The sequence below is a fragment of the Nocardiopsis deserti genome (assembly GCF_008638355.1).
Taxonomy (GTDB): domain Bacteria; phylum Actinomycetota; class Actinomycetes; order Streptosporangiales; family Streptosporangiaceae; genus Nocardiopsis; species Nocardiopsis alborubida.
The window spans coordinates 269,557-293,646 of record NZ_VWVS01000001.1; the positions used below are offsets into that span (position 1 = coordinate 269,557).

The window sequence follows — 24,090 nt, forward strand, 5'->3', positions numbered from 1 at the left end:
GGTCGCGGCCAGGTCATGTCCCTGGCAAAAGACTAGCCTGAACCGGACCGAACTCCGAGCGTTGCGGCGGGAACTTAATCCACGTCTCCCGGCGTTGAAACGGGATGAACGTACGTTGATCGCCACGAAGCAAACGCCCCCGACCAACCTGGCGGCGAATCGACGGGATGAAGGGAGCAGCGGTGCCAGAGTCCGGCCCTGCCGTGGAATTCGAGGCATGGGAACCCCCGAGCTGGGACGAGGTCGTGCGGACCCACTCCCCGCGCGTGTACCGGCTCGCCTACCGGCTGACCGGCAACAAGCACGACGCCGAGGACCTCACGCAGGAGGTCTTCATCCGGGTCTTCCGCTCGCTGGCCAACTACACCCCCGGCACCTTCGAGGGGTGGCTGCACCGCATCACCACCAACCTCTTCCTCGACATGGCCCGGCGCCGGGCCCGCATCCGCTTCGAGGGCCTGGCCGAGAACGCCGACGAGCGCCTGGAGGGCCGCGAGCCCTCTCCCGCGCAGCGCTACGACGACCGGCACTTCGACGCCGACATCCAGTCCGCCCTGGACGCGCTGCCCGCCGAGTTCCGCGCCCCGGTCGTCCTGTGCGACATCGAGGGACTCTCCTACGAGGAGATCGCGGCGACGCTCGACGTCAAGCTCGGCACCGTCCGCAGCCGGATCCACCGGGGCCGCGCCCAGCTGCGCCGGGCCCTGGAGCACCGGCGGTCCCTGGCCGTCGACAACGAGGCGCGCAGCGGCGGAAACGTCATCAACGGGGAGGCGGAGTGAGTATGAACCACCTCGGAGAGCGGCTCTCCGCGCTCATCGACGGCGAGCTCGGCCCGGTCGACCACGAGAGCGCCCTCATCCACCTGGCCAAGTGCGAGTCGTGCCGCTTCGAGGCCGACATGATGCGCCGCCTCAAGCGCCGCCTGCACGGCCTGTGCGAGCCCGAACCCGACATGGACTTCATGGGACGGCTCACCAGCCTGTCCCGCGACCAGGGCCCCTCGGACCGGGGGCCCTCCGGCCCCTCCGGCGGCGGGAACGGCTTCGGCAGCAGCCCGCCCCTGGGCTCCTCCCGTCCCCTGGGGGGCTTCCCCGGCGCCCTGGCCGCCGCACCTCCGATCCCGGGGGGCCCACCGCCCGCCGCGGGCGGCCCGGCTCCCTCCCGGCCGGAGCGCGCCGCGGGGGCCGAGCGCCGACGCCGCGGCGACCGCCTCGCGGACCTGTTCCCGACCTTTCCCGGCGGCCGCTACGCCGTCGCGGGCTTCGCCGTGGCCACGGCCCTGCTCGGCAGCGCGTTCGTGGCCGGGGGCGACACCGAGGAGACGCCCGTGGTCGAGCCCCGCCTGGCCGACTACGCGGTCGAGCACGCGCTGACCAGCCGCAACATCCCGGTGGTCGACGCGCGGCCCACCGCCGCCGAAGCCCCCCACGGCCCCACCGAAACCACCCGGTGAGCGCGGAGGAACCCTCCTCCGCGAACTCCGCCCCGGTCACGATCCTCGTCGTGGCACTGCTGTGCGCCCTGCTGCTCACGGCCGCCGCGCACCCCCATCCCACCGCGGTCCCGGCCGAGGGAGGCGACGACGGGATGTCGGTGCTGCACCGCGCCGCCGCCGCGGAGGACGAGGTCGCCTACTCGGCCGTGCGCGAGATCACCGGACCGGAGGACGCCGAGGGCACGGAAGGCACGCAGGCGGCGGAGGGCCGTGCGCTGCGCGTGCGCGTGGTGAGCAGGCCCGGCGACGGCATCGCCCTGGCCCCCGTCGGCGACGAGGAGTCCGCCCTCGTGGTGGACGCCTCCTCGGCCCTGGAGTCACTGGACGACCGCCTGCTCAGCATGCTCGGCGACACCTACGCCGTCTCGGACGCCGGCTCCACCCGCCTGGACGGCAGGGAGGCCCGCCTGGTGGAGGCCAGACGCGCCGACGGCACCGTCGCCGGGCGGTTCTGGGTGGACACCGCCACCGGCCTGCTCCTGGGCAGGACCGTCTACGGGACCGACGGCGAGCAGGCGCTGGGCTTCCGTCTCACCGGGCTCGAACTGGGGGAGGAGGCCTGGCCCGAGGAGGCGCTTGGCGACTCCCCCTGGAGCGACACCCTCACCGGGACCGAGCGCGCCGACCTGCGCGCGAAGGAGTGGCCCCTCCCGGAGCACCTGGCCTGGAACCTGCGGCTGGTCGACGCCAGGTCCACCGAGCACGGCGGGCACCGCGTCGTGCACGCCGTCTACTCGGACGGTCTGTCCCAGGTGTCGGTTTTCACCCAACGTGGGAAGCTGGACAGCAAGCATTCCCCCACAGACCCGACCGGATACGCCGGAACCGGGACGGGGGGAAGCGGCGTCACACCACAACACGGCACGATCTTCGGCGGAGACGCGGGTCAGTACCAGAGCATGTGGCAGGCGAACGGCTTCGTCTACACGGTGCTCGCGGACGCCCCCGCGGGGCTGGCCTCGTCCGCGGTGACCGCGCTGCCCGGGCCGGGTTCGGGTTTCTGGGCCCGGGTGCACCGCGGTCTGTCCCGGCTGGGGTTCCTCTAGGGCCCCGGCCGGTCCCGTGCCGTCCCACAGCCGAGCGACTTACGGAGCAGGTCTTGAGCGAGGAAAACGGCCGCCCGGAACACGGGGGAGAGCCCGGCCGGGCGACCCCGTCGGGCGGTGGAACACCCCCTGAGCGCGCCGCACCCGGTCCGGCGAGCGCGCCGACCGGGGCACCCGCGGAGCGCCCCCGGTGGCCCGCACGGGCCGCCGGAACACCGCTGACACCCTCCCGGAACACCTCCGCGGACCAGGGGGGCGACCCCGCGCCCCCACGTCACCCCGGGCCGGTTCCGCAGCCCGGACAGGGAGTCCCCGGCGCGCAGGCCGCCCCCATCCAGCCTCCCGGCAGTGGAGACCCCATGAACCCCGCCCCTGACCCCGGACCGGGTGAGCAGCCCGCCACCCCCCGATCCGACCAGACCTCCCCCCATCCCGGGACCGGAGGCTTCCCCGGTCCCGGCACTCCCTCCGGCCCCACCGCCTACGGTGGTTCCGCCGCCCACCCCGGTTTCGGTGACCCCTCGGGCCCCACCGCCTACACCAGCTCCGCCAATCCCTCCGGTCCCGCCTACCCCGGCCCTGGTACCCCCTCGGGCCACGGCGGCCCCATGAACCCCGGTGTTTCCTCGGCTCCCGGACAGCACACCGGCCCCACAGGTCAGTCGGCCGCCCACGGCGGCTACGCGGCGGCATTCCAGGCGGGGCACGCCGCCCCCGCGAACCAGCCCGGCGCCCCCGGCCCGGGTTCCCCGGCGCCCGGTGTCACCGGGACCCACGCGACCGACCCCTACGCAGCCCCGCAGCCCCCCGCGCCCAGGCGGCCACGGCGCGGAGTCCCGGTGTGGATGGTGCTGTCGGGCATGCTCGTCGTCGCGCTCATCGCCGGAGGCGCCGGCGGCGTCGCGGGCACCCTCCTCGGCGGCTCCTCCGGCAACGAGGCGGCGCAGGAGGAGGGCCCGGTCATGAACGAGCCGCCGCCCGAGGCCCCCCAGCGCGACCCCGACACCATCGCCGGTGTGGCCCAACGGGTCAGCCCGAGTGTGGTGTTCATCCGCAGCGCCGACCCCAGCGTCCCGAGCAGCGGCTCCGGGTTCGTCATCGACGGGAACTACGTGGTGACCAACGACCACGTCTCCGCCGGTCTGGAAGCGGACGGCATCGTCGTGGAGTACAGCGACGGCAGCCTCTCCGACGCCTCCGTGGTCGGCTCCGACCCCAGCTCCGACCTCGCGGTGCTGTCGCTGGACGACCCGATCGACGTCGAACCGCTCCAGTTCGGCGACTCCGAGCAGGTCATCGTCGGCGACGAGGTGATCGCCATCGGCGCGCCCCTGGGCTTCTCCGGAACCGTCACGCAGGGCATCATCAGCGCCGTCAACCGCCCGGTCAGCTCCGGCGAGGGCGAGAACGCCAGCCGCTTCTACGCGCTCCAGACCGACGCCGCCATCAACCCGGGCAACTCCGGAGGCCCACTGGTGGACCTGGAGGGCCGGGTCATCGGGGTCAACTCGATGATCGTCACCATGGGCTACATGGGGGAGCCCACGGGCAACATCGGCCTGGGCTTCGCGATCCCGTCGGCGGAGGTCGACCGCGTCGTCAACCGCCTCATCGAGTACGGCGAGACCAGCTACGCCGACATCGGGGCCGAGATCGACCTGGACAGCCCGGTCGCGGGCGCGGTCATCGCCGACGGCGGGAACGCGGTGGAGAGCGGCGGCCCGGCGGACCAGGCGGGTCTGGAGCCGGGCGACGTCATCCTCTCCCTGGACGGGCGCCCGGTGAACTCGGGTCAGGAGCTGCTCGCCATGCTGCGCAGTCGCAGCCCGGGTGACGAGGTCGAGGTCGAGTACGACCGCGACGGCCAGCGCGAGACCGTCACGGTCACGCTGGGCTCGTCGGACTGACTACCCCGGACCGGCCCCCGCCCCGGACACACGCGAGGCCCCCGAGCCCGGAGCTCGGGGGCCTCGTCGCCGCCCGGGGCCGCAGCCCCTGAGGGGGTGTCGTCCGGGAGCTGTCTTTCGGACCGGCCTCAGTTCGAGGAGGTTGGCTCGGGCGCCCGGACACGGACCGAGGCGAAGGTCCGAAGAACCGCTGCCTAGCGGCCCGCCGGGGAGATGCCCAGCTGCATACCGGCCAGCCCGCGGGGCTTGCCGACCAGGGTGTCGGCGATCGAGGTGATCACCCTGCTGGCCTCGGCCTCGGGCTCGGTCAGCACCAGGGGCTTGCCCTCGTCGCCGCCCTCGCGCAGCCGGGTGTCCAGCGGGACCTGGCCCAGCAGCGGGATGTCCGTGCCCAGCGTCCGGGTGAGGGCGTCGGCGACCGTGCGGCCGCCGCCCTCACCGAACAGGTGGACCGGCTCCCCGCCGCCCGGCGGCAGGTAGTACGACATGTTCTCGATCACGCCCGCGATCCGCTGGTGGGTCTGGGCCGTGATGGCGCCCGCGCGCTCGGCGACCTCGGCGGCGGCCTGCTGCGGGGTGGTCACCACGAGCAGCTCCGCGTTGGGCAGCAGCTGCGCGGTGGAGATGGCGATGTCACCGGTGCCCGGGGGCAGGTCCATCAGCAGCACGTCCAGGTCGCCCCAGAACACGTCCGACAGGAACTGCTGGAGGGCGCGGTGCAGCATCGGGCCCCGCCACACCACAGGCTGGTTGCCCTGCGTGAACATGCCGACCGAGATGACCTTGATGCCGTGCGCGCTGGGCGGCAGGATCATGTCCTCGACCTTGGTCGGGAAGTCCGACGCGCCGAGCATGCGGGGCACCGAGTGGCCGTAGATGTCGGCGTCCACGACGCCGACCTTGTGGCCCTGGGCGGCCATGGCCGCGGCCAGGTTCACGGTGACGGAGGACTTGCCGACGCCGCCCTTGCCGGAGGCGACGGCGAAGACGCGGGTGAGCGAGTTCGGCTTGGCGAAGGGGATCTCCTTCTCCGCCTGGCCGCCGCGCAGCTTGGTCTGGAGTTCCTTGCGCTGCTCGTCGCTCATCACGTCGAGCTCGACGCGCACGGAGGTGACCCCGGCGACCTTGGTCACCGCAGCGGTCACGTCCTTCTCGATACGGCCCTTCATCGGGCATCCGGCCACCGTGAGGTAGATGCCGACGCTCACGGTACCGTCGTCGGCGATGTCGACGCTCTTGACCATGCCGAGATCGGTGATGGGGCGGTGGATCTCCGGGTCTTGCACCGTGGCCAGGGCTGTGTGCACCTGCTCGGTGGATGGTGTGGAGGACATGTGCTCAATCGTAGGTCAGCGGGACGGGACGGCGGCCTGCCGGATCGCTCCCGCGGGCCATCTCCTTCAACGAGGGCGCCGTGCCGCGCATTCCGTGCCCCGTGGACCCGCCCGGTGCGGCCGCCGCCACGGCGGCGTGCCGCGGGGCCCGTGAAGGACCGGGGGAGGGGCCGCGGGGGGAGGGTGTGAGGGATGTCGCGGGGAACACGGGGCGCGGAGGGCGCCGTCCGGCACCGTGCGCACCACCCTGTGCGTGCCGTGAGCAGGCGATAACGGCGTGGCCTTAACGCTGGCAATACATGCCCGGATAGTAGTCTCGGCGCACGATGGGAAATGTGCCGCCACCGCCTGGTTCGTCCTGGCCCGCCGCGCCCGAGGGGCCGGAGGGGCGGGCTGCCGGGGCCTACACACAGGAGCAGACCTGGGCGGATCCTCCCGGAGGGGGGAGGTTGACACCGCCCGGGGGCTACGCCGTGGCCGCCGCCGACCCGAACGTGTGGGCCTGGCCGCCGCCGAGGCCGGTGCGCAGGAACCACTTCGCCCGCGCGGAACTCCCCGGGGACGAGTCCTACCACAGGCTGGGCCGGACGTCCCGCTTCCGCTGGTGGTTCACGCCGCTCACCCTGGCCGTCCTCGCGGTCCTGGTCTTCTTCCTGTGGATGGCCATCATCCTGTCGGTGACGATCGTGGCGATCATCAACGGCAGCGGACTGGCCCCGGACTCGGTCACCCTGAGCGTGATCGCCGAGATGGCCTTCGGACTCCTGGCGTCGGCGCTGTTCATCCCCATCGTCCTCTTCCTGGTCCGCGTCGTGCAGTGGCGCCGGATCGGTTCCCTGTTCTCCGTCGAGGGGCGGATGCGCTGGGGCTGGCTGGTCCGCTGCACCGCGGCGGCGGTCGTCCCGGTCGCCCTGTGCGTCGTGGCCTTCCTGCCGCTGGCCGAACTCCTCCGGCCCGACCTGGTGCCCCGTGAGGCCTCCGGCGGAACCGAGGTGTTCGCCGCGGCGATGACCGTCATCGTGCTGCTGGTGCCGCTGCAGTCGGCGGCCGAGGAGCTGACCCTGCGCGGCATGCTCATGCAGCTGGTGGGCGCGCTCGGAGCCCGTCCCGACGAGCGGCGCGGCGGGTCGGCGGTCTCCCGGGTCCTGCGCTCCCCGAGCCTGGCCGTCCTGGCCAGCGGAACCCTGTTCGCGGCGCTGTACCTGGCCACGCACCCGGGCGACCCGTGGACCACCGCGGCGCTCGCGGTCATGGGGTTGGGGGTGTCCTGGCTGACCTGGCGCACGGGCGGACTGGAGGCGGCGATCAGCCTGCACGTGGTCAACAGCCTCGTGCAGTTCACGCTGTGCGTGTTCGAGGGCCGCACGGAGCAGATCGGCACGGGGGTCATGGTCGGCTCCGGCCTGCCCCTGGGAGCGGGCACACCGCTGGTGCTGGTGCTGACCCTGATCCAGGTGGGACTGTACGCGCTGGCGGTGGTGTGGTTGGCGGGCCGCCGCGGGGTGCGGCGCAGGAGCGCGGCCCCGGCGCGTTAGGGCTCGCGGATCCCGGGTCGGGCGACCGGCTCGCCGGAGGGGGCCTTCGCGGGCCCGCGGACCGGGTCGCCGTTCTGCTCGGGGAACACCCACGCGCGGTAGGAGAAGAACCGGAAGAGCGTGCCCAGGCCCACCCCCACCACGTTGCCCGCGATGTTGCTCGCGAGCGGGCCGTCGAACCCCAGCACGTACACCGAGAAGCCCAGGCAGGCCAGCTGGAGGAGCATCCCGACGCCGTTCATCAGCAGGAACAGCGCGGTCTCGCGGCCGTAGCCGGTCCGGGCCCGGTCGCCGAAGGTCCAGAACCGGTTGCCGACGAACGCCACCGCGATCGAGCACAGCGTCCCGATCACCTGCCCGGTGAGCGGACCCGCCCCGGCCGCGCTCCACAGCAGGTTGGTCGTTCCCAGCTGCACCACGTAGGCCACGGCGCCCACGGAGCCGAACTTTCCCACCTCCCGGACGAGCTTGGCGATCCTGGGACGGCGGGCGAGGAAGTTCCGCACGGTCTGGGCCTCCGGTCCTGTGGTCGGGGTGGTCGGGCCCGCCTCCGCGCGGACCCGTCTCGGCGCGGACCCGTCTCGGCCGGGCCGCCGACCGGGGGCGGCGGGGGCCTGGGACCGCCGCGTTCGCACGCCCTAGACTCTAACCGGGGGTCGCACCAAGGCCCCGGCCGCGGGTTCCGAGCCGATCCGGCCAGGTCCCGCCGCGCGGGGCCGTCCCGTCACCGCGGTTGACGAGCAGCATGTGAGTTGAGGAACTGTGAGCGAGCGTAACCGCACCGTCCCGCGCGTGGGAATGGTGGGAGGGGGCCAACTCTCCCGGATGACCCACCAGGCGGGCATCGCCCTGGGGGTCGACTTCTCGGTACTGGCGGCCAGCCCCACCGACAGCGCCGCGCTGGTGTGCGGTGACGTCTCCCTGGGCGACGACCGCGGCCTCGACGACGTCCTGGCCTTCGCCAAGGCCCACGACGTCGTCACCTTCGACCACGAGCACGTGCCCGAGCCCGTCCTGCGCGCGGTCGAGGAGGCCGGGGGCCTGCTGCGCCCCGGCCGCGACGCGCTGCGCTTCGCCCAGGACAAACTGCGCATGCGCACCCGCATGGCCGAGCTGGACGCGCCCTCGCCGCGCTGGCGGGCCGTCACCACCCTGGAGCACGTCACGGCCTTCGCCGGGGAGACCGGGTGGCCGGTCGTGCTCAAGGCCGCCCGAGGCGGCTACGACGGCAAGGGCGTTTGGGTCGTCGGCGGCGCCGACGAGGCGCGCGGGGTCGTGGACCGCGCCGCCGCCGAGGAGGTGCCGCTCCTGGTCGAGGAGAAGGTGGACTTCTCGCGCGAGCTCGCCGTGCAGGTCGCGCGGTCCCCGCACGGGCAGGTCGCGGTCTACCCGGTCGTGGAGACCGTGCAGCGCGGCGGCATCTGCCACGAGGTGATCGCCCCCGCCCCGGGCCTGTCCGAGGACAAGGCCACCCGCGCCCAGCAGCTGGCCATCGAGATCGCCCAGGCGCTGGACGTGACCGGGGTCCTGGCCGTGGAGCTGTTCGAGACCGCCGACGGCGTGGTCGTCAACGAGTTGGCCATGCGCCCGCACAACTCCGGCCACTGGAGCATCGAGGGCGCGCGCACCTCCCAGTTCGAGCAGCACCTGAGGGCGGTGCTGAACCTGCCGCTGGGCTCGCCGCGCACCAACGCGCCCTACACCGTCATGGCCAACCTGCTGGGCGGCGAGGACCCCGAGGTCTACCGCCGCTACCTGCACGTGATGGCGAAGGACCCCGAGGTGAAGGTGCACTTCTACGGCAAGGACGTGCGTCCGGGCCGCAAGATCGGGCACGTCACCGTGATGGGTGAGGACTACCGTGACCTGCTGGCGCGCGCGCGAGACGCCGCCGCCTACCTGCGAGGAGACGAACAGTGACCGACAGCGCCAACGGGCGGGACGCGAGGGGCCCCGTGGTGGGCATCGTGATGGGCTCGGACTCCGACTGGCCGGTGATGCGGGAGGCGGCCGAGGCCCTGCGCGAGTTCGACGTCCCCTTCGAGGCCGACGTGGTCTCGGCTCACCGCATGCCGCACGAGATGATCTCCTACGGAGCCGAGGCCGCCGGTCGCGGCCTGAAGGTGGTCATCGCCGGTGCGGGCGGGGCGGCCCACCTGCCGGGCATGCTGGCCTCGGTGACGACCCTGCCGGTGGTGGGCGTCCCGGTGCCGCTCAAGTACCTCGACGGCATGGACTCGCTGCTGTCCATCGTGCAGATGCCCGCCGGGGTGCCGGTGGCGACCGTGGCCGTGGGCGCGGCCCGCAACGCGGGTCTGCTGGCGGTGCGCATCCTGGCGGCCAGCGACCCCGCGCTCGCCGAGCGCATGGCCCGCTTCCAGGAGGAGCTGAAGGAGCAGGCCCACGCCAAGGGCGAGCGGCTGCGTCGTGAGGTGGAGAGCGGGGGCAGGCCCACCGGCTTCGGCCGCTAGCCCGACCACGCCCGAACGGCCCCGGCGCCCGTCCACGGGTGCCGGGGCCCTCGCGCGCCCGCTCAGTCCCCGGCGGGCAGGAGGACGCGCAGGCCCTCGACGGCCTGGTCCACGGTCGGCAGCGCCTCGGGGTCGATGAGGTACTGGATGAGGTAGCCGGTGACGAAGTTGTAGGCCATGGAGCCCAGACCGGCCTCGACGGCGGGGTCGACCTCCCCGGGTTCCAGGTCGAGCAGGAGCGCGGCCAGCCCCCTGCGGGCGCCCTGGAGGCCCTCGGCCAGGACGGCGCGGACACCGTCGTCGAACTGGGCCTGCGCGTAGGCCTGGACACTGGCGACGAGCAGGTCGCGCTCCTCGGGCAGGGTCCGGAAGAGCGCGTCGAGCAGGACGCGCAGCCTGTCGGCCGGGGCCTCGGCGCGCGAGGCGCCGACGGCGGCCTCGAAGGTGTCGCCCCACTCCCCGGTCGCCTCGATCACGGCCGTGTTCATGAGGTTGTCCTTGGACCCGAAGTGGTACCCGATGGAGGCCAGGTGCGCCCCGGAGGCGGCGGCGATGTCGCGCGCCGTGGTCTTGTTGTAGCCCTTCTCCACCAGGCACTTCCTGGCGCCCGCCAGCAGGTCTTCGCGTTGGCTCATGCCGGTGATCCTACCACTTGAACGTACGTACATATTGACACCTGATTTTGACGTACGTACGATCACGGCCATGAATCCTCAACGTGCCACCGCCCGTACGTGGGCCGGACTGGTCTGCCTGCTCATCCCGGCGCTGCTGGTGTCCATGGACATCTCGGTGCTCTTCGTCGCCGCGCCCGCCATCGCCGAGGCGCTCCAACCCACGTCCGCGCAGTGGCTGTGGATGATGGACGTCTACGGCTTCGTGATGGCCGGACTGCTCGTCACCATGGGCGGTCTGGGCGACCGGATCGGCCGCAGGCGGCTGCTGCTCACCGGCGGGGTGCTCTTCGGCGCCGCGTCCGCGCTGCTGGCGCTGGCGCCCACGGCGGAGCTGTTCATCGCCGGGCGGGTCCTGCTGGGCGTGGCCGGGGCGACCCTGGCGCCCTCCACGCTCTCCCTGGTCCGCGACATGTTCACCGACCCCCGGCAGCGCGGCACGGCGGTCGGTGCCTGGACCGTCGCCTTCACCGGCGGCGCGGTGGCCGGGCCGATCCTCGGCGGGCTGCTCCTGGAGTTCTTCTGGTGGGGCTCGGTCTTCCTCGTCAACCTGCCGTTCATGGTCGTGCTGGTGGTCGCCGCGCCCCTGCTCGTCCCCGAGTCGCGCGACCCGGAGGCGGCCGGCTTCGACCTGCCGGGTGCGGCCCTCTCGCTCGCCGCCGTCCTCGGCCTGGTCCACGCGGTCAAACGCCTGGCCGAGCACGGGATCGACCTCCACGCCCTCACCGCCCTGGCGGTCGGAGCGGCCCTCCTGGCGCTGTTCGTGCTCCGGCAGCGCCGCGCCGCGCACCCGCTGATGGACGTCTCGCTCTTCACCCGCCCCGCGTTCACCGCCGCGGTCAGCGGCAACACCGTCGTGGCCTTCGCCGCCGGGGGAATGGGGCTCCTGACCTTCACCTTCCTCCAGACCGTGCACGGGTTGAGCCCGCTCCACGCGGCCCTGTGGGGTCTGCCGACGCTCCTGGGCACCGTCCTGGGGGCGACCCTGGCCGGCGCGGCCGCGCCCCGGGTCCGCCCCGGCGCGCTCATGGCGGGAGGACTGGCCCTCAGCGCGGTGGGGTTCGCGGTCGTGGGCCTGGTGGACACCGACACGCACCTGGCGGTGTTCCTCGGCGGCTACACCCTGCTGACCTGCGGCGTCGGCGTCGTCGCGACCCTGGCCAACACCCTGGTCCTGGCCACGGCACCCCGCGAGCGCGCCGGTGCCGCCGCGGGGATCTCCGAGACCAGCACCGAGTTCGGCGCCGCCCTGGGCATCGCGGTCCTGGGCACCGCGGCCGCCACCGTCTACCGCACGACCGTGGCGGACGAGCTGCCCTCGGTGGACGGGGGCGCGGCCGAGACCGTCACCGGAGCCCTGGCCGCCGCCCCGGGGGCACAGGACCCCGGAGCCCTGCTCGACGCGGCCTTCACCGCCTACACGGCCGGGGTCAACACCGCCGCCCTCATCGGCGCGGGCGTCCTGGCCGCGATCGCGCTCCTGGTCGCCGTCGCCCTGCGCAGGCTACCGCCCGGGACGGGAGAGGAGTCCGGCGCACCGGCCCCGGCCGACGACGCGCCGGCCCGTCCGTGACCGGAGAGCCGTCCACACCGGTCGCCGTCCACACCGCGCGCCCCGCACCGGCGGCTGCCCGCTCCGGCTCCGGCCGACGACGCGCCGGTGCGCGCGAACCCCACGGGGCGGGCGCACCGGCGCCCGTTCACCTCGGGGCGGTGCCGAGGTAACCGGCGAAGCCCTCGGTCAGGACGCACTCCCCGGCCGGGCGCTGTTCCAGGTGGCCGCCCTCCAAGAGCTGCCTGACCGAGGCGTACTCCGCCCCGGGCGCCTCCACGAGCCCCTCGGCGGGGACGAGCACCTGCTCGCCTCCGCCGGGCTGCTCGAAGTGCGGGGCGATCGGCCCCACCAGGGCGGTGAACTCCTCGGTCACCTCGTAGCAGTTGTAGTTGTGCTCGGGCCCGTCCGGCCAGGTGTTCAGCGAGTCCGGCGGCAGGGCGCGCTGTTCGTACCGCGCCCCCGCCGGAGCCAGGAACGTGCCGCGCGGGGACCCGAACCGGTCCAGCATCCACCCCTCGGGCAGGACCCGCAGCTCGGTCACCGGCTCGCCGTCCTCCACCACGAAGCCCATGTGGTCGGGGTAGTCCCAGCCCTCGGGTGTGGCCCAGCGGTCCAGGAACGCGACGGGGGTGAGGCCGCCGAGCCGCTCGTACCCCTCCATCAGCGTGCCGACCGGTCCGTCCTCGGGCAGGTCGGCGGGGCCCAGGCGGCGGTCGCCGCACAGGTACCGCTCCAGGTCCTCCTCGCTCGGCGGGGGGTCGAGCACCGGGCACCGTGCCTCCTGCGGCGCGAGCGACACCGAGGGCGCGGGCGGCGCGGGCACCGCGTGGGCGGGCTGGGCCGCCAGGAGCAGGGCCAGCGCGGTGCCGACCGTCACGGAAAGCTTCACGGGTGGGACTCCGTCCGTCCTCGGACGCCCGGCACGGCGCCAGACGTACTCAAGTAACTACGGAGTGAAGTCAACCATGGTCAGTGCGTCACGATCGGGGTTCCGGCCGAAAAGGCGGACGGCCGGACCCGCGCGGGTCCGGCCGTCGTGCGTGACGAGGGGGAGGGGCTACTGGCGGCCCAGCGCCCGGTAGGTCCAGCCCGAGGCACGCCAGAACGTGGGGTCGAGCGCGTTGCGCCCGTCCACGATGCGCTTGCGGGCCACCACTCCGGCCAGCTCCTCCGGGTTGGCCTCGCGGAACTCCGCCCACTCGGTGAGCAGCAGCACCACGTCGGCGCCGCGCGCCGCCGCCAGCATGGAGTCGGCGTAGTTCAGCTCCGGGTGCGCCTCGCGCGCCCGCTCCAGGGCCTGCGGGTCGTACACCGTCACCTGGGCGCCCAGGGAGGCGATGGTGGAGGCCACGTCCAGGGCGGGCGAGTCGCGGATGTCGTCGGAGTTGGGTTTGAACGCCGCGCCCAGAACGGTCACCGTGCGACCGGCGAAGCTCCCGCCGATCAGCTGGCGGGCGATGTCGATGGTGCGCGCGCGGCGGCGCTGGTTGATCGCGTCCACCTCGCGCAGGAAGGACAGCGCGGGCTCCACGCCCAGCTCGTCGGCGCGCGCCATGAACGCGCGGATGTCCTTGGGCAGGCAGCCGCCGCCGAAGCCCAGACCCGGACCGAGGAACTTGCCGCCGATGCGGTCGTCGTAGGACAGCGCCTCGGCCAGCTGGATGACGTCGGCCCCGGCCACCTCCGACACCTCCGCCATGGCGTTGATGAAGGAGATCTTCGTGGCCAGGAAGGCGTTGGCCGACACCTTGACCAGCTCGGCGGTCTGGAGGTCGGTCAGCAGGAAGGGGACGCCGTCGTCGATCTGGCGCTGCCACAGGGCGCGCACGGCCTTCTCGACCCGGGGGGAGTCGGTGCCGATCACGATCCGGTTCGGGTGCAGGGTGTCCTCCACCCCGAAGCCCTCGCGCAGGAACTCCGGGCTCCACCCCAGCTCGGCCTCCTCGCCGGCGGGGGCCAGCGCGGACAGCCGTGCTGCCAGGGTCGCCGCGGTGCCGACGGGGACGGTGGAGCGGCCCACGACCACGGTGGGCCGGGTCAGGTGCGGGGCCAGCTGGTCCACCGCGGCGTTGACGTAGCGCAGGTCGGCCGCGCCGGAGTCGTCGCGCTGCGGCGTGCCCACGCAGATCAGGTGCAGGTCGGCGAACTCCGCGGCCTCGGCGAAGGAGGTCGTGAAGTGCAGGCGGCCGGTCCCCAGGTTCGCGGTGAGCAGCTCCTCGAGCCCGGGCTCGAAGAAGGGGACCCTGCCGGAGCGGAGCATGTCGATCTTGGCCTCGTCGACGTCGAGTCCCAGGACCTCGAACCCCATCTCGGCCAGGCAGGCCGCGGTGGTGGCACCCAGGTACCCGGTACCGATGACGGAGACGCGCATACGGTCCGCTTCGACCACTGGTGGTGTCCTTCCTCGCTTTCGTCCGCTCCCGTGTCGCTAGGTTGTGCCCGCTGGAGGCGGTCAACACCCTGCTTGAGGGCAGAAAACGGACATTGTTCAGCCTACGGGTGTGCCCGGGGCGCGATGCATCACCTTACGCGCCGGGGTGTGGCGCACGACCGAACGCCGCGTGAACAGTCAGGCGCTCAGGTTACCGGTGGGTGCGGCGTATCGGTCACGGGGGCGCTTTCAGCGCCGGCGACCGAATCTCGGCCCGCGCCCGCCCCCGTCCAGGGGGGTCCACCCGGTGCCGTTCTCACCGCGGTGGAAGGGCGTGGTCGTCCTGTCCGGGTCGTCCTCGAAGCCGCCGGGGTCGGCGCCCAGGCCGCCGCCGAACCCGGCGGCGGGGTCGGCGGCGGGCTCGTCAGCGAGGTGTGCCGGGGCCGGAACATCGGGGACCGCGTCCGGGACCGTGTCGCCGACCGTCCCGCGCCGGTACTCCTCCCGGCTGGCGCGGGCCACGACCCGGCCGCCGGAGGGCGAGGCCCCGTCGACCGCGGCACGCCACCGGACGGGCATCGCGGCGGAGAACAGCAGCAGCGTCCCCAGCGGCAGCGCCACGGCCAGGCCCGCGCCCGAGGGGTAGAGGAAGCTGTCCTCGTTCAGCCAGGACAGCGCCGCCTCCATGGACGCGGGGTGCGCGACCGGCCACAGGCTCAGCACGGTGAGCAGCGCCCCGCTGGCCCCGGCCACCAGCGGCGACAGCCGGGACGCCACCAGGTAGGCGCACACGGCGCCCAGCAGCCCCAGCACCACCGCCGACGACACCGTCGCCACGCTCACCTCACCCTCGGCGAACCGGGGGAGCAGGCCGGACGACCAGGCCGCGGCGACCCACAGCACGGGGGCCAGGGCGACGCCGCCGAGCAGGCCTACCAGGTGGTGCAGCACGGTGAATCCTTCCCTCGCGTCACCCGCAGACGTTCTCCTGAGCGGTCGAGACCGAGCCGGACTCCTCTCCGGCCGACGGCTCCTCCTCCGGGGTGGCGTCCGCGGTCTGCGGGGCCTCGAACGCCGTGTAGTCGAATCCGATCACGATCTGGAGCTCACCGTCCAGGGCGGTGTCCTCGACCGCCTGGGAGCCCGGCATCATCCCGGCCACGTACTCGGCCGCGGCCGCGTCGCCCGGTCCGTGGCGCACCTGGGTGGTGGCGACGTCGAGGCTGCTCCAGTTCCGCGCCGGGGAGGACACCTGGAACCCGGCCGCGGCCAGGTCGGCGTCCAGCTGCGCGCCCAGGCCCGCGGTGCCGATCCCGTTGAACACCTGGACCCGGATGTCGCCGGGCCGGAGCTCGGACCCGGCCTGCGCCTCCTCCTCGGGGGACTCGCCGACGGGCCGGTCGGCACGGACCGCGGCGAACAGCTCGCGGGCGGCGGGCTCGTCCCACAGCACGGCGACGTCGCCGCGCGGCGTCCAGTACTCCATGTCGGCGATGGGCACCTGCGTGAAGGTGACCTCGCTCATGTCCAGGTCGCGCATCTGGTACGCGAGCTCGTTGATGGTACTGGTGTCCAGTCCCTGGTCCACGGTCACCGACGACAGGGCGCTGTCCAGGAAGTCGGTCAGCTTGGCCGGGTCGGAGAGCGTCTCGGTGCTCATCGCCTGGTCGAGCATGGCGGACAGGACCTGCTGCTGGCGCTCGATCCGGTCCAGGTCGCCGCGCGAGGTGGCGCGGGTGCGGGAGAAGGCCAGGGCCTCGGTCCCGTCCACCCGGTGCGTGCCCGCCTCCATGTCCAGCTGGGCCTTGGGGTCGTGGATCGCCTCGGGCAGGCACACCTCGATGCCGCCCAGGGCGTCCACCACGTCCACGAAGCCGTTGAAGTCCACCTCGACGTAGTGGTCGATGCGCACGTCGGTCACCGACTCCACGGTCCGCACGGCCAGCTGCGGGCCGCCGTGGGCGTAGGCGGCGTTGATCTTGTCGGGGCCCTGGCCGGGGATGTCCACCCACAGGTCCCGGGGGATGCCGACGACGGTGAGCTGGTCGCGGTCGTGGTTGAGCCGCACCAGCATCATGCTGTCGGAGCGCTGGCCCGGGGTGGAGCCCACGCTCAGGTCCTCCTGGGCCTCCGCGCTCATCTCGTCCCGGTTGTCGGAGCCGATCACCAGGAAGGTCAGGCCGCCGGTCTGTTCGGGACGGCCCTCCTCGGACAGGCCGCCGAACACGTCGAACCGGTTCAGGGCCCCCGACATCCACCCGGTGAGCGCCCACGAGGTGCCCGAGGCGAGCAGGACCAGCGCCGACAGCGCGCTCATCACCAGCAGGCCGGTGCGGCGCCGGCGGGTGGCGGCGCTGGGCACGGTAACCCGTCCTGACCTGGGGGAGCGCTCGGGCGGGAGGGGCTGCGAGCGCTGGCGGCGGAACTCCTCCGCGGGCCCGTGCCGTCCCGCCCTGTCATCGCTCATCGGCGTCCCCGTCCCAACCGGTCAACGGTGTCCTTATCTCTAGGTTGTCACCCGATTCGCCGAAGCGCGCGAGATGTCGACCCCCGGCGTGTTGTCCTCCCCTTTGCCTGTCCGTCCCCTTGTTATGACGCCGTGAACTGCGCGGGGGTTCCGTGCGAACGGTGCCATCCTGAGCCGTATCCGGTACCACCACGTGACCGAAATCGCGGTCCGGTGCGGTGACAATGTCCTGGCCCGGTCACGTCGGGCCCGGTCACGTCGGGCCTGACCATGTCCTGGCCCGGTCCGCGGCCGAACGCGACCCCCGCCGTATCCGAAAGGGGCCCGCGCGGGGTGCGCCCGCCGCGCACCGTCCCCCTCACCACATCCCTCTCGCAGCACGGAGTTCCAGTGACCCACCCCTACCCCGAGGCCGTCTCCAGCAGGAACTGGCTCGTGGCCCTCCTGCTCTGCCTGTTCCTGGGCACGATCGGCGTCCACCGCTTCTACACGGGCAAGATCGGCACCGGCATCCTGATGATCGTCACCTGCGGCGGCGTCGGCGTCTGGACGCTCATCGACCTGATCATGATCATCGTCGGCTCGTTCAAGGACGCCGAGGGCAGGCCCGTCAAGAACCAGGGCTGAGGCACCGCGGCCCCGGCCCGGCGGGTTCGCGCCGGGCCGGGGCCACGGCGGGCGTGCAGTACCGTTGACGCGCGTACGACACGCTCCTACGCAGTCCCGACACGTCTTGACCCTGGGAAGTGCCCGTGTCCTGGCCGCCTGTCTCCGTCGTCATGCCCGTACTCAACGAAGAGCGCCACCTCGCCGCCGCGGTGGAGCACGTCCTCGCCCAGGACTACCCGGGCGAACTGGAGGTCGTGCTCGGGGTCGGGCCCTCCTCGGACCGCACCCGCGAGGTCGCCGACGGGATCGCCGCCGCCGACCCGCGCGTCAAGGTGGTGGACAACCCCACGGGGAGGACCCCCTCCGGGCTCAACGCCGCCATCGGAGCCTCCTCGCACGACATCGTCGCCCGCATCGACGGGCACGCCATGATGCCCTCGGACTACCTGCGTGTGGCGGTGGAGACGCTCCGCGAGACCGGCGCCGACAACGTCGGCGGGATCATGGCAGCCGAGGGCACGACCCCCTGGGAGAGGGCGGTCGCCGCCGCCATGACCTCCAAGGTGGGCGTGGGCAACGCGCGCTTCCACACCGGCGGCGAGGGCGGCCCGGCAGACACCGTGTACCTGGGCGTCTTCCGGCGTTCGGCGCTGGAGCGGGTCGGCGGCTACGACGAGGCGTTCCTGCGGGCCCAGGACTGGGAGATGAACCACCGCATCCGCACCACCGGCGGCACGGTGTGGTTCCAGCCGCGCATGCGGGTCTCCTACCGTCCCCGGCGCAACGCGCGCCTGCTCGCCAAGCAGTACTTCCACTACGGCCGCTGGCGCAGGGTGGTCTCCCGCCAGCACAAGGGCACCATCAACCTGCGCTACCTGGCCCCGCCCGTCGCCCTGACCGGTGTGGTCGTCGGTCTGGTCGGCGGCTTCTTCCTCTGGCCGCTGTTCCTGGTCCCGGCCGCCTACCTGGCGCTGGTCACCGCCGCGTCGGTGCCGCTCGGCCGCGGCCTGCCCGCCGCCAGCCTGCCGATGATCCCGTTCGCGCTGGCCACCATGCACATGTCCTGGGGCGCCGGGTTCATCACCAGCCCGCCCGGACTCGGCTCGGACTCGCGTACGGCGCAGGCCGCCCGGACCTGAAGCGCCCTCACCCCGGCCGTTTCCGGCCCCGGCCCTCCCTCGTGCCGGAGCGGGCCTTCTGCTAAGCAGTGGGAAGAGCGACAGGGAACGGAAAGTGGGCGTCATGGACGACTTGCGCGGTGACCAGGCCGTGTGGCGGTTCGACGGTGAGACGGTCGCGATCAGGTACGAGGCCCAGGGCTGGTTCAAGGACCCCCTGCTCAAACGGATCGGCCAGCTCGAACTCCCCGTGGCCGCGATCGCCGAGGTCGACTTCCAGCCCGGCGCGGGCCGCAGGAAGGGATGGGTGCTGCAACTGCGCCTGCACGAGCGGACCGACCCCTACGCGGCGGTCGGCGCGATGCTCAAGGAGAAGTCCCAGCCCTTCCGGCTCACCGGCCAGGCCAGCGGCGAACTGGTCGCCGAGTACCTGGCCGACCAGATCCGCTTCGCCGCCGAGCAGAGCGGGCCGCCCGCCCCCGACACGGCCGCCCTCCTGGTGCCCCGCCTGCCCTTCCACATCCAGACCTCCGAGGGCACCGCGACCCTGGACGGCTCCACCGTGCGCCTGGTCTGGTCCGGCGGCGAGGCGAGCGGGCGCAAGCGCAGGGCGCAGCGCCGCGAGTACGACCTCTCCGAGATCACCGGGGTGGACTGGGCGCCCTCCGACGGCTGGGAGCGGGGCTACATGCGCCTGGTCACCGCCGACGCCGGCAAGGACGCCGGGAAACCCAAGCAGGACCTGCGCGCCCTCGTCGCCGAGGAGGGCGCGCAGGGCTACGACACCCTGCTCATGGCCGCGACGGTCACCGCCCACGTGTGGGCCGCGGCGGCACCGGGGGCCGGCGGCCCGGAGGGGCGCGGCGTCGCCGCCAGGCTCAGGGACCCCCGGTGGTGGCTGGACGCGGCGGTGCGGTCGACGGACCAGCTGCGGAGCCTGACAGTGGGATCCGCGGCCCCGGACACGGACGCGGGCACGGAGAACGCCGGGCCCGGCGCGGGAACGGGGGCCGCCTCCGGGGAGGCGGCCGGGCTCCCCGACACCGAGTGGATCTTCCGGCAGATCGAGCACCTGGGCGAGCTGCACGCCAGGGGACTGCTCACCGACGAGGAGTTCTCCGCCAAGAAGGCCGAACTCCTCGGCCGGATCTGAGGCGTCCGTCCTGTCCGGGCCCCGCCGGTGTGATCCTGTCGGTGGGGTCGGTGGGGTCGGTGGGGTCGGTGGGGTCGGTGGGGTCGGTGGGGTCGGTGGGGTCGGTGGGGTCGGTGGGGACGGTGGGGACGGTGGGGTCGGTGGGGTGCGGTCCGGCTCAGGGCTTCCCGGAAGCGCCGTCCTTGAGCGCGGACACCGTCCCGGGGACGTCGTCCACCACGACCGCGTCCATCCCCGCCTCGGCGAACCGAGCCGCGTCCACGGGGTCCGGGCACCAGGAGACGACCTCGATCCCCGCCCGGTGCGCCAGGTCCACGGTGTACTCCACCGACCGGCGGCCGGGTCGGGGCGCGTCGCCGGACAGGCCGAACGAGCGCGCGTCGATCGCCACCACCGGGCACCCCATCCCGGCTGCGCCCGCCACGGCCTGGTCCAGCGGGTTGCGCACGAACGGCATCCACGCCGTGGGCACCGACGGAACCTCCTCGCGGACGGCGAGCAGGACGCCCGGGTCGAAGGAGCAGACGAACACCCGGCGACGTCCGGCCTCCCTGCGCAGGTAGGGCAGGAGAAGCGAGACCGTCCGGCGCGAGGGCGCGTCGACCGCGTCCTCCATCACCGACTTGACGTCCACGTCCAGGCCCACCCCGGTCGGGATCGCGGCCAGGCCCTCCTCCAGGCCGATCAGCCCGGCCTCGGCGCACTCGCGCGCGGTCAGCTCCACGATCGCGCGGCCGTCGTCCAGGGCGGCGTTGTGGTGGAGGACCAGCGCGTCGTCGGCGGTACGGCGCACGTCGATCTCGACCCAGTGCGCCCCGGCCCGCGCCGCCGCGGCGTAGGACTCCGCCGTGTTCTCCCGGGCGCCGTCCACCACGCCGCGCCCCGCGCCGCGGTGCCCGACCACCTCGGTCGCCTCGAAGACCCGGTTCACGCGTCCGCCCCCGACAGGGCGGCCCGCTCGCGTTCGCGGCGCAGCAGCGTCTCGGCGATCTCCACGTCGCCCGGGTTCGTCACCTTGATGTTCGTCTCCTCGCCCGGCACGATCCGCACCTCCTCCTCCGGCAGGTACCGCAGCACCACGCCGCAGTCGTCGGTGGCCACCAGGTCCGGGTCGGCCGCGGCCAGCTCGTAGGCGCGTCGGACCACACCGAGCCGGAAGCCCTGCGGGGTCTGCATCCTGCGCAGCTCCGCGCGCGGGGGGACCCGCGCGATCACCTCGCCGCCGGAGCGGCCGGTCGCCACCCGCACCACGGTGTCGGCGCTGGGCACCGCAACCCCGACCGCGCCCGCCTCCTCCAGCGCGGCCACGCACGCGCTGATGACGGCCGGGCTCACGAGCGGGCGCGCGGCGTCGTGCAGCAGCGCCAGGTCGGTGTCGGCGGCGCCGCCCATCGCGGCCAGGGCGGCGAGGGAGGTGCCGGTGCGGGTCGCGCCGCCGGGGAGGACGGCGGTGACCTTGGTGAACCCGGCGGCGTCGACGATCTCCCGGACCCGGTCCAGGTACTCCTCGACCATGAGCACGACGATCTCGTCGACGTCCGGGCACGCCTCGAAGGCGGCGATCGCGTGCTCCAGAATGGGCCGACCCTCCAGGGGCAGCAGCTGCTTGGGCGCGGGCGCGCCCATCCGCGTGCCCACCCCTCCGGCCAGAACCGCCGCGATCACGCGCGGACGCATGGCTCCACCTCTTCCGTCGTCCACGGCCGCCGTCCACAGCGGCCGAATGCCCCTGGCGCGCCCGGTCGTGTTCGGGTTTCCCGGGTGTACGGGGGTCCCAACCGTCGCCCTCCACCAGCCTCAACGGACGCGCTCCGCGCGCGGTTTCCTCTGGACCCGCCGACACCGTGCTGCCCAACGACACCGTGCTGTCCGCGGTCCCGCGTCCTCCGCGATCCAGCGCGGCCCGGTGCGTTCCCGGCCGAGGCTAGCCGACAGCCCGCCGCGCCGCGCCTTCGCACGGCGCCTTCGCCCCACCCGCCCTGTCCGACCCCGTCCCGCCGCACAACACCACTTCCGTCGGATTCGGCATCCGGTCCGGCGCCCCCGTCCGACGGCGCCTCCGCCCGGGGCGACGCCCCGTCCCACAAGGCACCCCGCCCTCCGCGCACCGCTCCCGGCGCCCCTGGGTGAAGGTACAAAACACGCATTGGTGACAGGTGGGGTGGCACAGCCCGTCGTTCGCGGCGGTAACCTATGGACGCCTGTATGGCGTGCCCGGTGCCGACCTCCTCCCAGAAGCGGTCGTTGAACCGGGCGCGGTCCGTGACATCCCCCGGTCGCCCGGACACGCTCCCCCGTTTCGGTACGCCGTACGGGGTGGACCGCGTATGTCGGCCGGTGCGCACAGGCGAGTACGAGCACGCCCGTCCGGGCCTCAGCGTGGACCGGACGAGACATCAACCCTTGGAGGTGGCGGTGGCGTCAAGGGCGCTGGCCGTCTGGGAGCACCGGAAGGTCGTCGGCCTCCTGGTCCGGCGCGACCTGAAGGTCAAGTACCAGCAGTCCGTACTGGGGTACGCGTGGACGATGTTGGAGCCGCTGGCTCTGACGATGGTCTACTTCGTCGTCTTCGGCCTCATCCTCAACGCGCAACGGGGCATGCCGGAGGAAGCCCGGGCCCAGGGCGGCTTCCTGCTGTTCCTGGTGGCGGGGATCCTGCCGTGGAACACCTTCGGAGCGATCCTGTCCGAGGCCCCCCGCGCGATGATCACGCACGCCAAGCTGATCACCACCATGAAGGTGCCGCGGGAGATCTTCCCCACCGCCACGGTCGGCACGAAGCTGATCGAGTACCTGCTCACCTGGCCCGTGCTGATCCTCTTCGTGATCTTCCTCGGCGGCAGGCCCTCGTGGGAGGGCGTGCTGGTGTGGCTGCCGCTGGCCATCGTGCTCCAGTTCGTCTTCGGGCTGGGCCTCACCCTCTTCCTGTCCGCGGTCAACGTGCTGCTGCGCGACGTCGAGCGCCTGGTGCGCATCGCCTCCCGCATCCTCTTCTACGGCTCGGCGATCCTCTTCCCGGCCGCGATGGTGCTCGACTCCGCCGCGGTCCCCGAGTGGGCGAAGACACTCTTCCAGCTCAACCCGCTGCTGGGTATCTTCGAGATGCACCGTGCCGTGTGGTTCGCCGGGTTCGAGGAACTCACCCCGAGCACCCTCGCGTTGACCTCGTCGGTGGTCGGTTCGATCCTCATGCTGATCATCGGATACTGGACGTTCCGCCGTCTGGAGATGTCCGTCCTGAAGGAGCTGTGATGGCGCACACGACCTACGGCGCCGGGACCACCACCGGGCCGGTCATCGAGGCCAAGAACCTCGGCGTCAAGTTCGCCGTGAACCGTCGGCGCAAGCGCAGCCTGCGCGAGATGTTCATCCACGGCACCAAGCGCGACCCCAACGCCGAGGGCGACGAGTTCTGGCCGCTGCGCGACGTCACGTTCGACATCGGGCGCGGCGAGTGCGTGGGCATCGTGGGCAAGAACGGCACCGGCAAGTCGACCCTGCTCAAGCTGATCGCCGGGGTGCTCATCCCCGACGAGGGCGAGGTGCACGTCCACGGCAAGGTGGCCCCGCTGCTGGAGCTGCGCGCCGGATTCAACGACAACCTGACCGGCCGCGAGAACGTGTACCTGGTCGGCTCCCTGCACGGGATGACCGAGAAGCAGATCGACGAGCGCTTCGACGAGATCATCGACTTCGCCGAGATCAAGCCCAAGTTCGTGGACACCCCGGTGCGCCACTACTCCAGCGGCATGAAGGTGCGGCTCGGCTTCGCGCTGATCTCCCAGCTGGAGCACCCGATCATGCTGGTCGACGAGGTCCTCGCGGTCGGCGACAAGGCCTTCAAGAAGAAGTGCTACGAGGCCATCGACCGCATGCTGGCCAACCACCGCACGATGGTGCTGGTGTCGCACAACGAGAACGACCTGCGCCGGTTCTGCAACCGCGGGCTCTACGTCAAGGGCGGCGGGCTCGCCCTGGACACCGACATCGACGCCGCGCTCGCCGCCTACAACGACGACACCCAGGCGGAGATCGCCGAGCGCAAGAAGCGCGACGCGGACAAGAAGAAGCGCGCGGAGGAGAAGGCCAGGAAGGCCGCCGAGGCCGACAACGGCGGCGGAGCCGACGGCGACGGCGGACAGGCCGCCTGAACCGCCCGGGTCCGCCCGGTCCTCTCCCCGAACGCACTGACGCACTGACGCGCACCACCGGAGTCCTGTCCGGCGGTGCGCGTCTCGCGTGTCACCACATGTCCGGACAGGGCCCCGCGTCGCCCGGCCGCGCCACGGCGACCCGCGCGTGTGTCAGTGATTGAACCGTTACACAGAGTGAGGAACGGTGTCTCTCAGCAG

At 73.0% G+C, this 24,090-nt stretch carries 22 protein-coding genes; 13 read left to right on the top strand and 9 right to left on the bottom strand.

Going from position 1 to position 24,090, the window contains the following annotated elements:
- The first annotated feature begins 167 nt into the window (after positions 1–167).
- The 4 genes from sigE to FYW99_RS10945 all read left to right on the top strand — a co-directional run bounded on the left by sigE (position 168) and on the right by FYW99_RS10945 (position 4,451).
- Positions 168–782, top strand: coding sequence for an RNA polymerase sigma factor SigE (sigE, locus tag FYW99_RS10930; RefSeq protein ID WP_190394624.1), 615 nt, complete (start codon positions 168–170; stop codon positions 780–782).
- Positions 783–784: 2 nt separating this feature from the next.
- Positions 785–1,456, top strand: a complete 672-nt coding sequence (locus FYW99_RS10935) for an anti-sigma factor family protein (RefSeq protein WP_150251904.1) — start codon at positions 785–787, stop codon at positions 1,454–1,456.
- Positions 1,453–2,544: a LolA-like protein gene (locus FYW99_RS10940; protein ID WP_150251905.1), complete on the top strand. Its 1,092-nt coding sequence runs from the start codon at positions 1,453–1,455 to the stop codon at positions 2,542–2,544. The genes FYW99_RS10935 and FYW99_RS10940 overlap by 4 nt, the downstream gene beginning before the upstream one ends.
- A gap of 845 nt (positions 2,545–3,389) precedes the next feature.
- The gene (locus tag FYW99_RS10945; protein ID WP_223838960.1) at positions 3,390–4,451 is read left to right on the top strand and encodes a S1C family serine protease; all 1,062 of its coding nucleotides are present in this window, start codon (positions 3,390–3,392) and stop codon (positions 4,449–4,451) included.
- A gap of 194 nt (positions 4,452–4,645) precedes the next feature.
- On the opposite strand, the gene FYW99_RS10950 is transcribed toward FYW99_RS10945, so the two are convergent.
- On the bottom strand, positions 4,646–5,785 hold the full coding sequence (locus tag FYW99_RS10950) for an Mrp/NBP35 family ATP-binding protein (protein ID WP_150251906.1): 1,140 nt from the start codon (positions 5,783–5,785) through the stop codon (positions 4,646–4,648).
- Between the two features lie 473 nt (positions 5,786–6,258).
- Between FYW99_RS10950 and FYW99_RS10955 the strand changes: the two genes are divergently transcribed.
- Positions 6,259–7,320: a CPBP family intramembrane glutamic endopeptidase gene (locus FYW99_RS10955; protein ID WP_190394634.1), complete on the top strand. Its 1,062-nt coding sequence runs from the start codon at positions 6,259–6,261 to the stop codon at positions 7,318–7,320.
- Here FYW99_RS10955 and FYW99_RS10960 read toward each other — a convergent pair.
- Positions 7,317–7,826 carry a GtrA family protein gene (locus FYW99_RS10960; RefSeq protein ID WP_150251907.1) on the bottom strand — a complete coding sequence of 170 codons (510 nt, stop codon included), beginning with the start codon at positions 7,824–7,826 and terminating at the stop codon, positions 7,317–7,319. The two genes, FYW99_RS10955 and FYW99_RS10960, sit on opposite strands and share 4 nt — an antisense overlap.
- Positions 7,827–8,082: 256 nt before the next feature.
- Here FYW99_RS10960 and FYW99_RS10965 point away from each other — a divergent pair, with 256 nt between their 5' ends.
- Positions 8,083–9,240, top strand: a complete 1,158-nt coding sequence (locus FYW99_RS10965) for a 5-(carboxyamino)imidazole ribonucleotide synthase (protein ID WP_082768506.1) — start codon at positions 8,083–8,085, stop codon at positions 9,238–9,240.
- On the top strand, positions 9,237–9,791 hold the full coding sequence (purE, locus tag FYW99_RS10970; protein ID WP_223838925.1) for a 5-(carboxyamino)imidazole ribonucleotide mutase: 555 nt from the start codon (positions 9,237–9,239) through the stop codon (positions 9,789–9,791). Before FYW99_RS10965 ends, purE begins: the two co-directional genes overlap by 4 nt.
- Before the next feature lie 62 nt (positions 9,792–9,853).
- Here the strand turns inward: purE and FYW99_RS10975 are convergent, their stop codons facing one another.
- A complete protein-coding gene (locus FYW99_RS10975; RefSeq protein ID WP_150251908.1) occupies positions 9,854–10,426 on the bottom strand; it encodes a TetR/AcrR family transcriptional regulator in 573 nt (190 codons plus the stop codon).
- 70 nt (positions 10,427–10,496) lie between these two features.
- On the opposite strand from FYW99_RS10975, the gene FYW99_RS10980 reads away from it, so the two are divergent.
- Positions 10,497–12,038, top strand: coding sequence for an MFS transporter (locus FYW99_RS10980; RefSeq protein ID WP_150251909.1), 1,542 nt, complete (start codon positions 10,497–10,499; stop codon positions 12,036–12,038).
- 127 nt (positions 12,039–12,165) lie between these two features.
- On the opposite strand, the gene FYW99_RS10985 is transcribed toward FYW99_RS10980, so the two are convergent.
- The 4 genes from FYW99_RS10985 to FYW99_RS11000 form a co-directional block, all read right to left on the bottom strand.
- Positions 12,166–12,909 carry a TNT domain-containing protein gene (locus FYW99_RS10985; RefSeq protein ID WP_150251910.1) on the bottom strand — a complete coding sequence of 248 codons (744 nt, stop codon included), beginning with the start codon at positions 12,907–12,909 and terminating at the stop codon, positions 12,166–12,168.
- Positions 12,910–13,077: 168 nt separating this feature from the next.
- Positions 13,078–14,409, bottom strand: coding sequence for a UDP-glucose dehydrogenase family protein (locus tag FYW99_RS10990; protein WP_150251911.1), 1,332 nt, complete (start codon positions 14,407–14,409; stop codon positions 13,078–13,080).
- Positions 14,410–14,640: 231 nt separating this feature from the next.
- On the bottom strand, positions 14,641–15,342 hold the full coding sequence (locus FYW99_RS10995) for a YIP1 family protein (RefSeq protein WP_150251912.1): 702 nt from the start codon (positions 15,340–15,342) through the stop codon (positions 14,641–14,643).
- Between the two features lie 19 nt (positions 15,343–15,361).
- A complete protein-coding gene (locus FYW99_RS11000) occupies positions 15,362–16,858 on the bottom strand; it encodes an LCP family protein (RefSeq protein WP_150251913.1) in 1,497 nt (498 codons plus the stop codon).
- Positions 16,859–17,248: 390 nt separating this feature from the next.
- Between FYW99_RS11000 and FYW99_RS11005 the strand changes: the two genes are divergently transcribed.
- From FYW99_RS11005 to FYW99_RS11015, 3 genes are all read left to right on the top strand, one after another.
- Positions 17,249–17,485: a TM2 domain-containing protein gene (locus FYW99_RS11005; protein ID WP_150251914.1), complete on the top strand. Its 237-nt coding sequence runs from the start codon at positions 17,249–17,251 to the stop codon at positions 17,483–17,485.
- Between the two features lie 125 nt (positions 17,486–17,610).
- Positions 17,611–18,606 carry a glycosyltransferase family 2 protein gene (locus tag FYW99_RS11010; RefSeq protein ID WP_150251915.1) on the top strand — a complete coding sequence of 332 codons (996 nt, stop codon included), beginning with the start codon at positions 17,611–17,613 and terminating at the stop codon, positions 18,604–18,606.
- Positions 18,607–18,709: 103 nt separating this feature from the next.
- Positions 18,710–19,738 (top strand): DUF4429 domain-containing protein, encoded by a 1,029-nt coding sequence (locus tag FYW99_RS11015; RefSeq protein ID WP_150251916.1) that lies wholly within the window; start codon positions 18,710–18,712, stop codon positions 19,736–19,738.
- A 157-nt stretch (positions 19,739–19,895) separates the two neighbouring features.
- Here FYW99_RS11015 and FYW99_RS11020 read toward each other — a convergent pair whose 3' ends face one another.
- Both FYW99_RS11020 and FYW99_RS11025 read right to left on the bottom strand, forming a co-directional pair.
- Positions 19,896–20,669, bottom strand: coding sequence for a glycerophosphodiester phosphodiesterase (locus FYW99_RS11020; protein ID WP_150251917.1), 774 nt, complete (start codon positions 20,667–20,669; stop codon positions 19,896–19,898).
- On the bottom strand, positions 20,666–21,415 hold the full coding sequence (locus tag FYW99_RS11025; RefSeq protein ID WP_150251918.1) for an IspD/TarI family cytidylyltransferase: 750 nt from the start codon (positions 21,413–21,415) through the stop codon (positions 20,666–20,668). Before FYW99_RS11025 ends, FYW99_RS11020 begins: the two co-directional genes overlap by 4 nt.
- A 726-nt stretch (positions 21,416–22,141) precedes the next feature.
- Between FYW99_RS11025 and FYW99_RS11030 the strand changes: the two genes are divergently transcribed.
- Together FYW99_RS11030 and FYW99_RS11035 are read left to right on the top strand one after the other, a co-directional pair.
- The gene (locus tag FYW99_RS11030; protein ID WP_150251919.1) at positions 22,142–22,990 is read left to right on the top strand and encodes an ABC transporter permease; all 849 of its coding nucleotides are present in this window, start codon (positions 22,142–22,144) and stop codon (positions 22,988–22,990) included.
- Positions 22,990–23,889: an ABC transporter ATP-binding protein gene (locus FYW99_RS11035; protein WP_150251920.1), complete on the top strand. Its 900-nt coding sequence runs from the start codon at positions 22,990–22,992 to the stop codon at positions 23,887–23,889. Before FYW99_RS11030 ends, FYW99_RS11035 begins: the two co-directional genes overlap by 1 nt.
- Positions 23,890–24,090: the final 201 nt, after the last annotated feature.

What these genes read in the sequence shown, in the direction of transcription:
- sigE (WP_190394624.1), top strand. Translation starts at nt 168, where the DNA reads ATGAAGGGAGCAGCGGTGCCAGAGTCCGGCCCTGCCGTGGAATTCGAG.
- FYW99_RS10935 (WP_150251904.1), top strand. Translation starts at nt 785, where the DNA reads ATGAACCACCTCGGAGAGCGGCTCTCCGCGCTCATCGACGGCGAGCTC.
- FYW99_RS10945 (WP_223838960.1), top strand. Translation starts at nt 3,390, where the DNA reads ATGGTGCTGTCGGGCATGCTCGTCGTCGCGCTCATCGCCGGAGGCGCC.
- FYW99_RS10950 (WP_150251906.1), bottom strand. Translation starts at nt 5,785, where the DNA reads ATGTCCTCCACACCATCCACCGAGCAGGTGCACACAGCCCTGGCCACG.
- FYW99_RS10975 (WP_150251908.1), bottom strand. Translation starts at nt 10,426, where the DNA reads ATGAGCCAACGCGAAGACCTGCTGGCGGGCGCCAGGAAGTGCCTGGTG.
- FYW99_RS10980 (WP_150251909.1), top strand. Translation starts at nt 10,497, where the DNA reads ATGAATCCTCAACGTGCCACCGCCCGTACGTGGGCCGGACTGGTCTGC.
- FYW99_RS11000 (WP_150251913.1), bottom strand. Translation starts at nt 16,858, where the DNA reads ATGAGCGATGACAGGGCGGGACGGCACGGGCCCGCGGAGGAGTTCCGC.
- FYW99_RS11015 (WP_150251916.1), top strand. Translation starts at nt 18,710, where the DNA reads ATGGACGACTTGCGCGGTGACCAGGCCGTGTGGCGGTTCGACGGTGAG.
- FYW99_RS11025 (WP_150251918.1), bottom strand. Translation starts at nt 21,415, where the DNA reads ATGCGTCCGCGCGTGATCGCGGCGGTTCTGGCCGGAGGGGTGGGCACG.
- FYW99_RS11035 (WP_150251920.1), top strand. Translation starts at nt 22,990, where the DNA reads ATGGCGCACACGACCTACGGCGCCGGGACCACCACCGGGCCGGTCATC.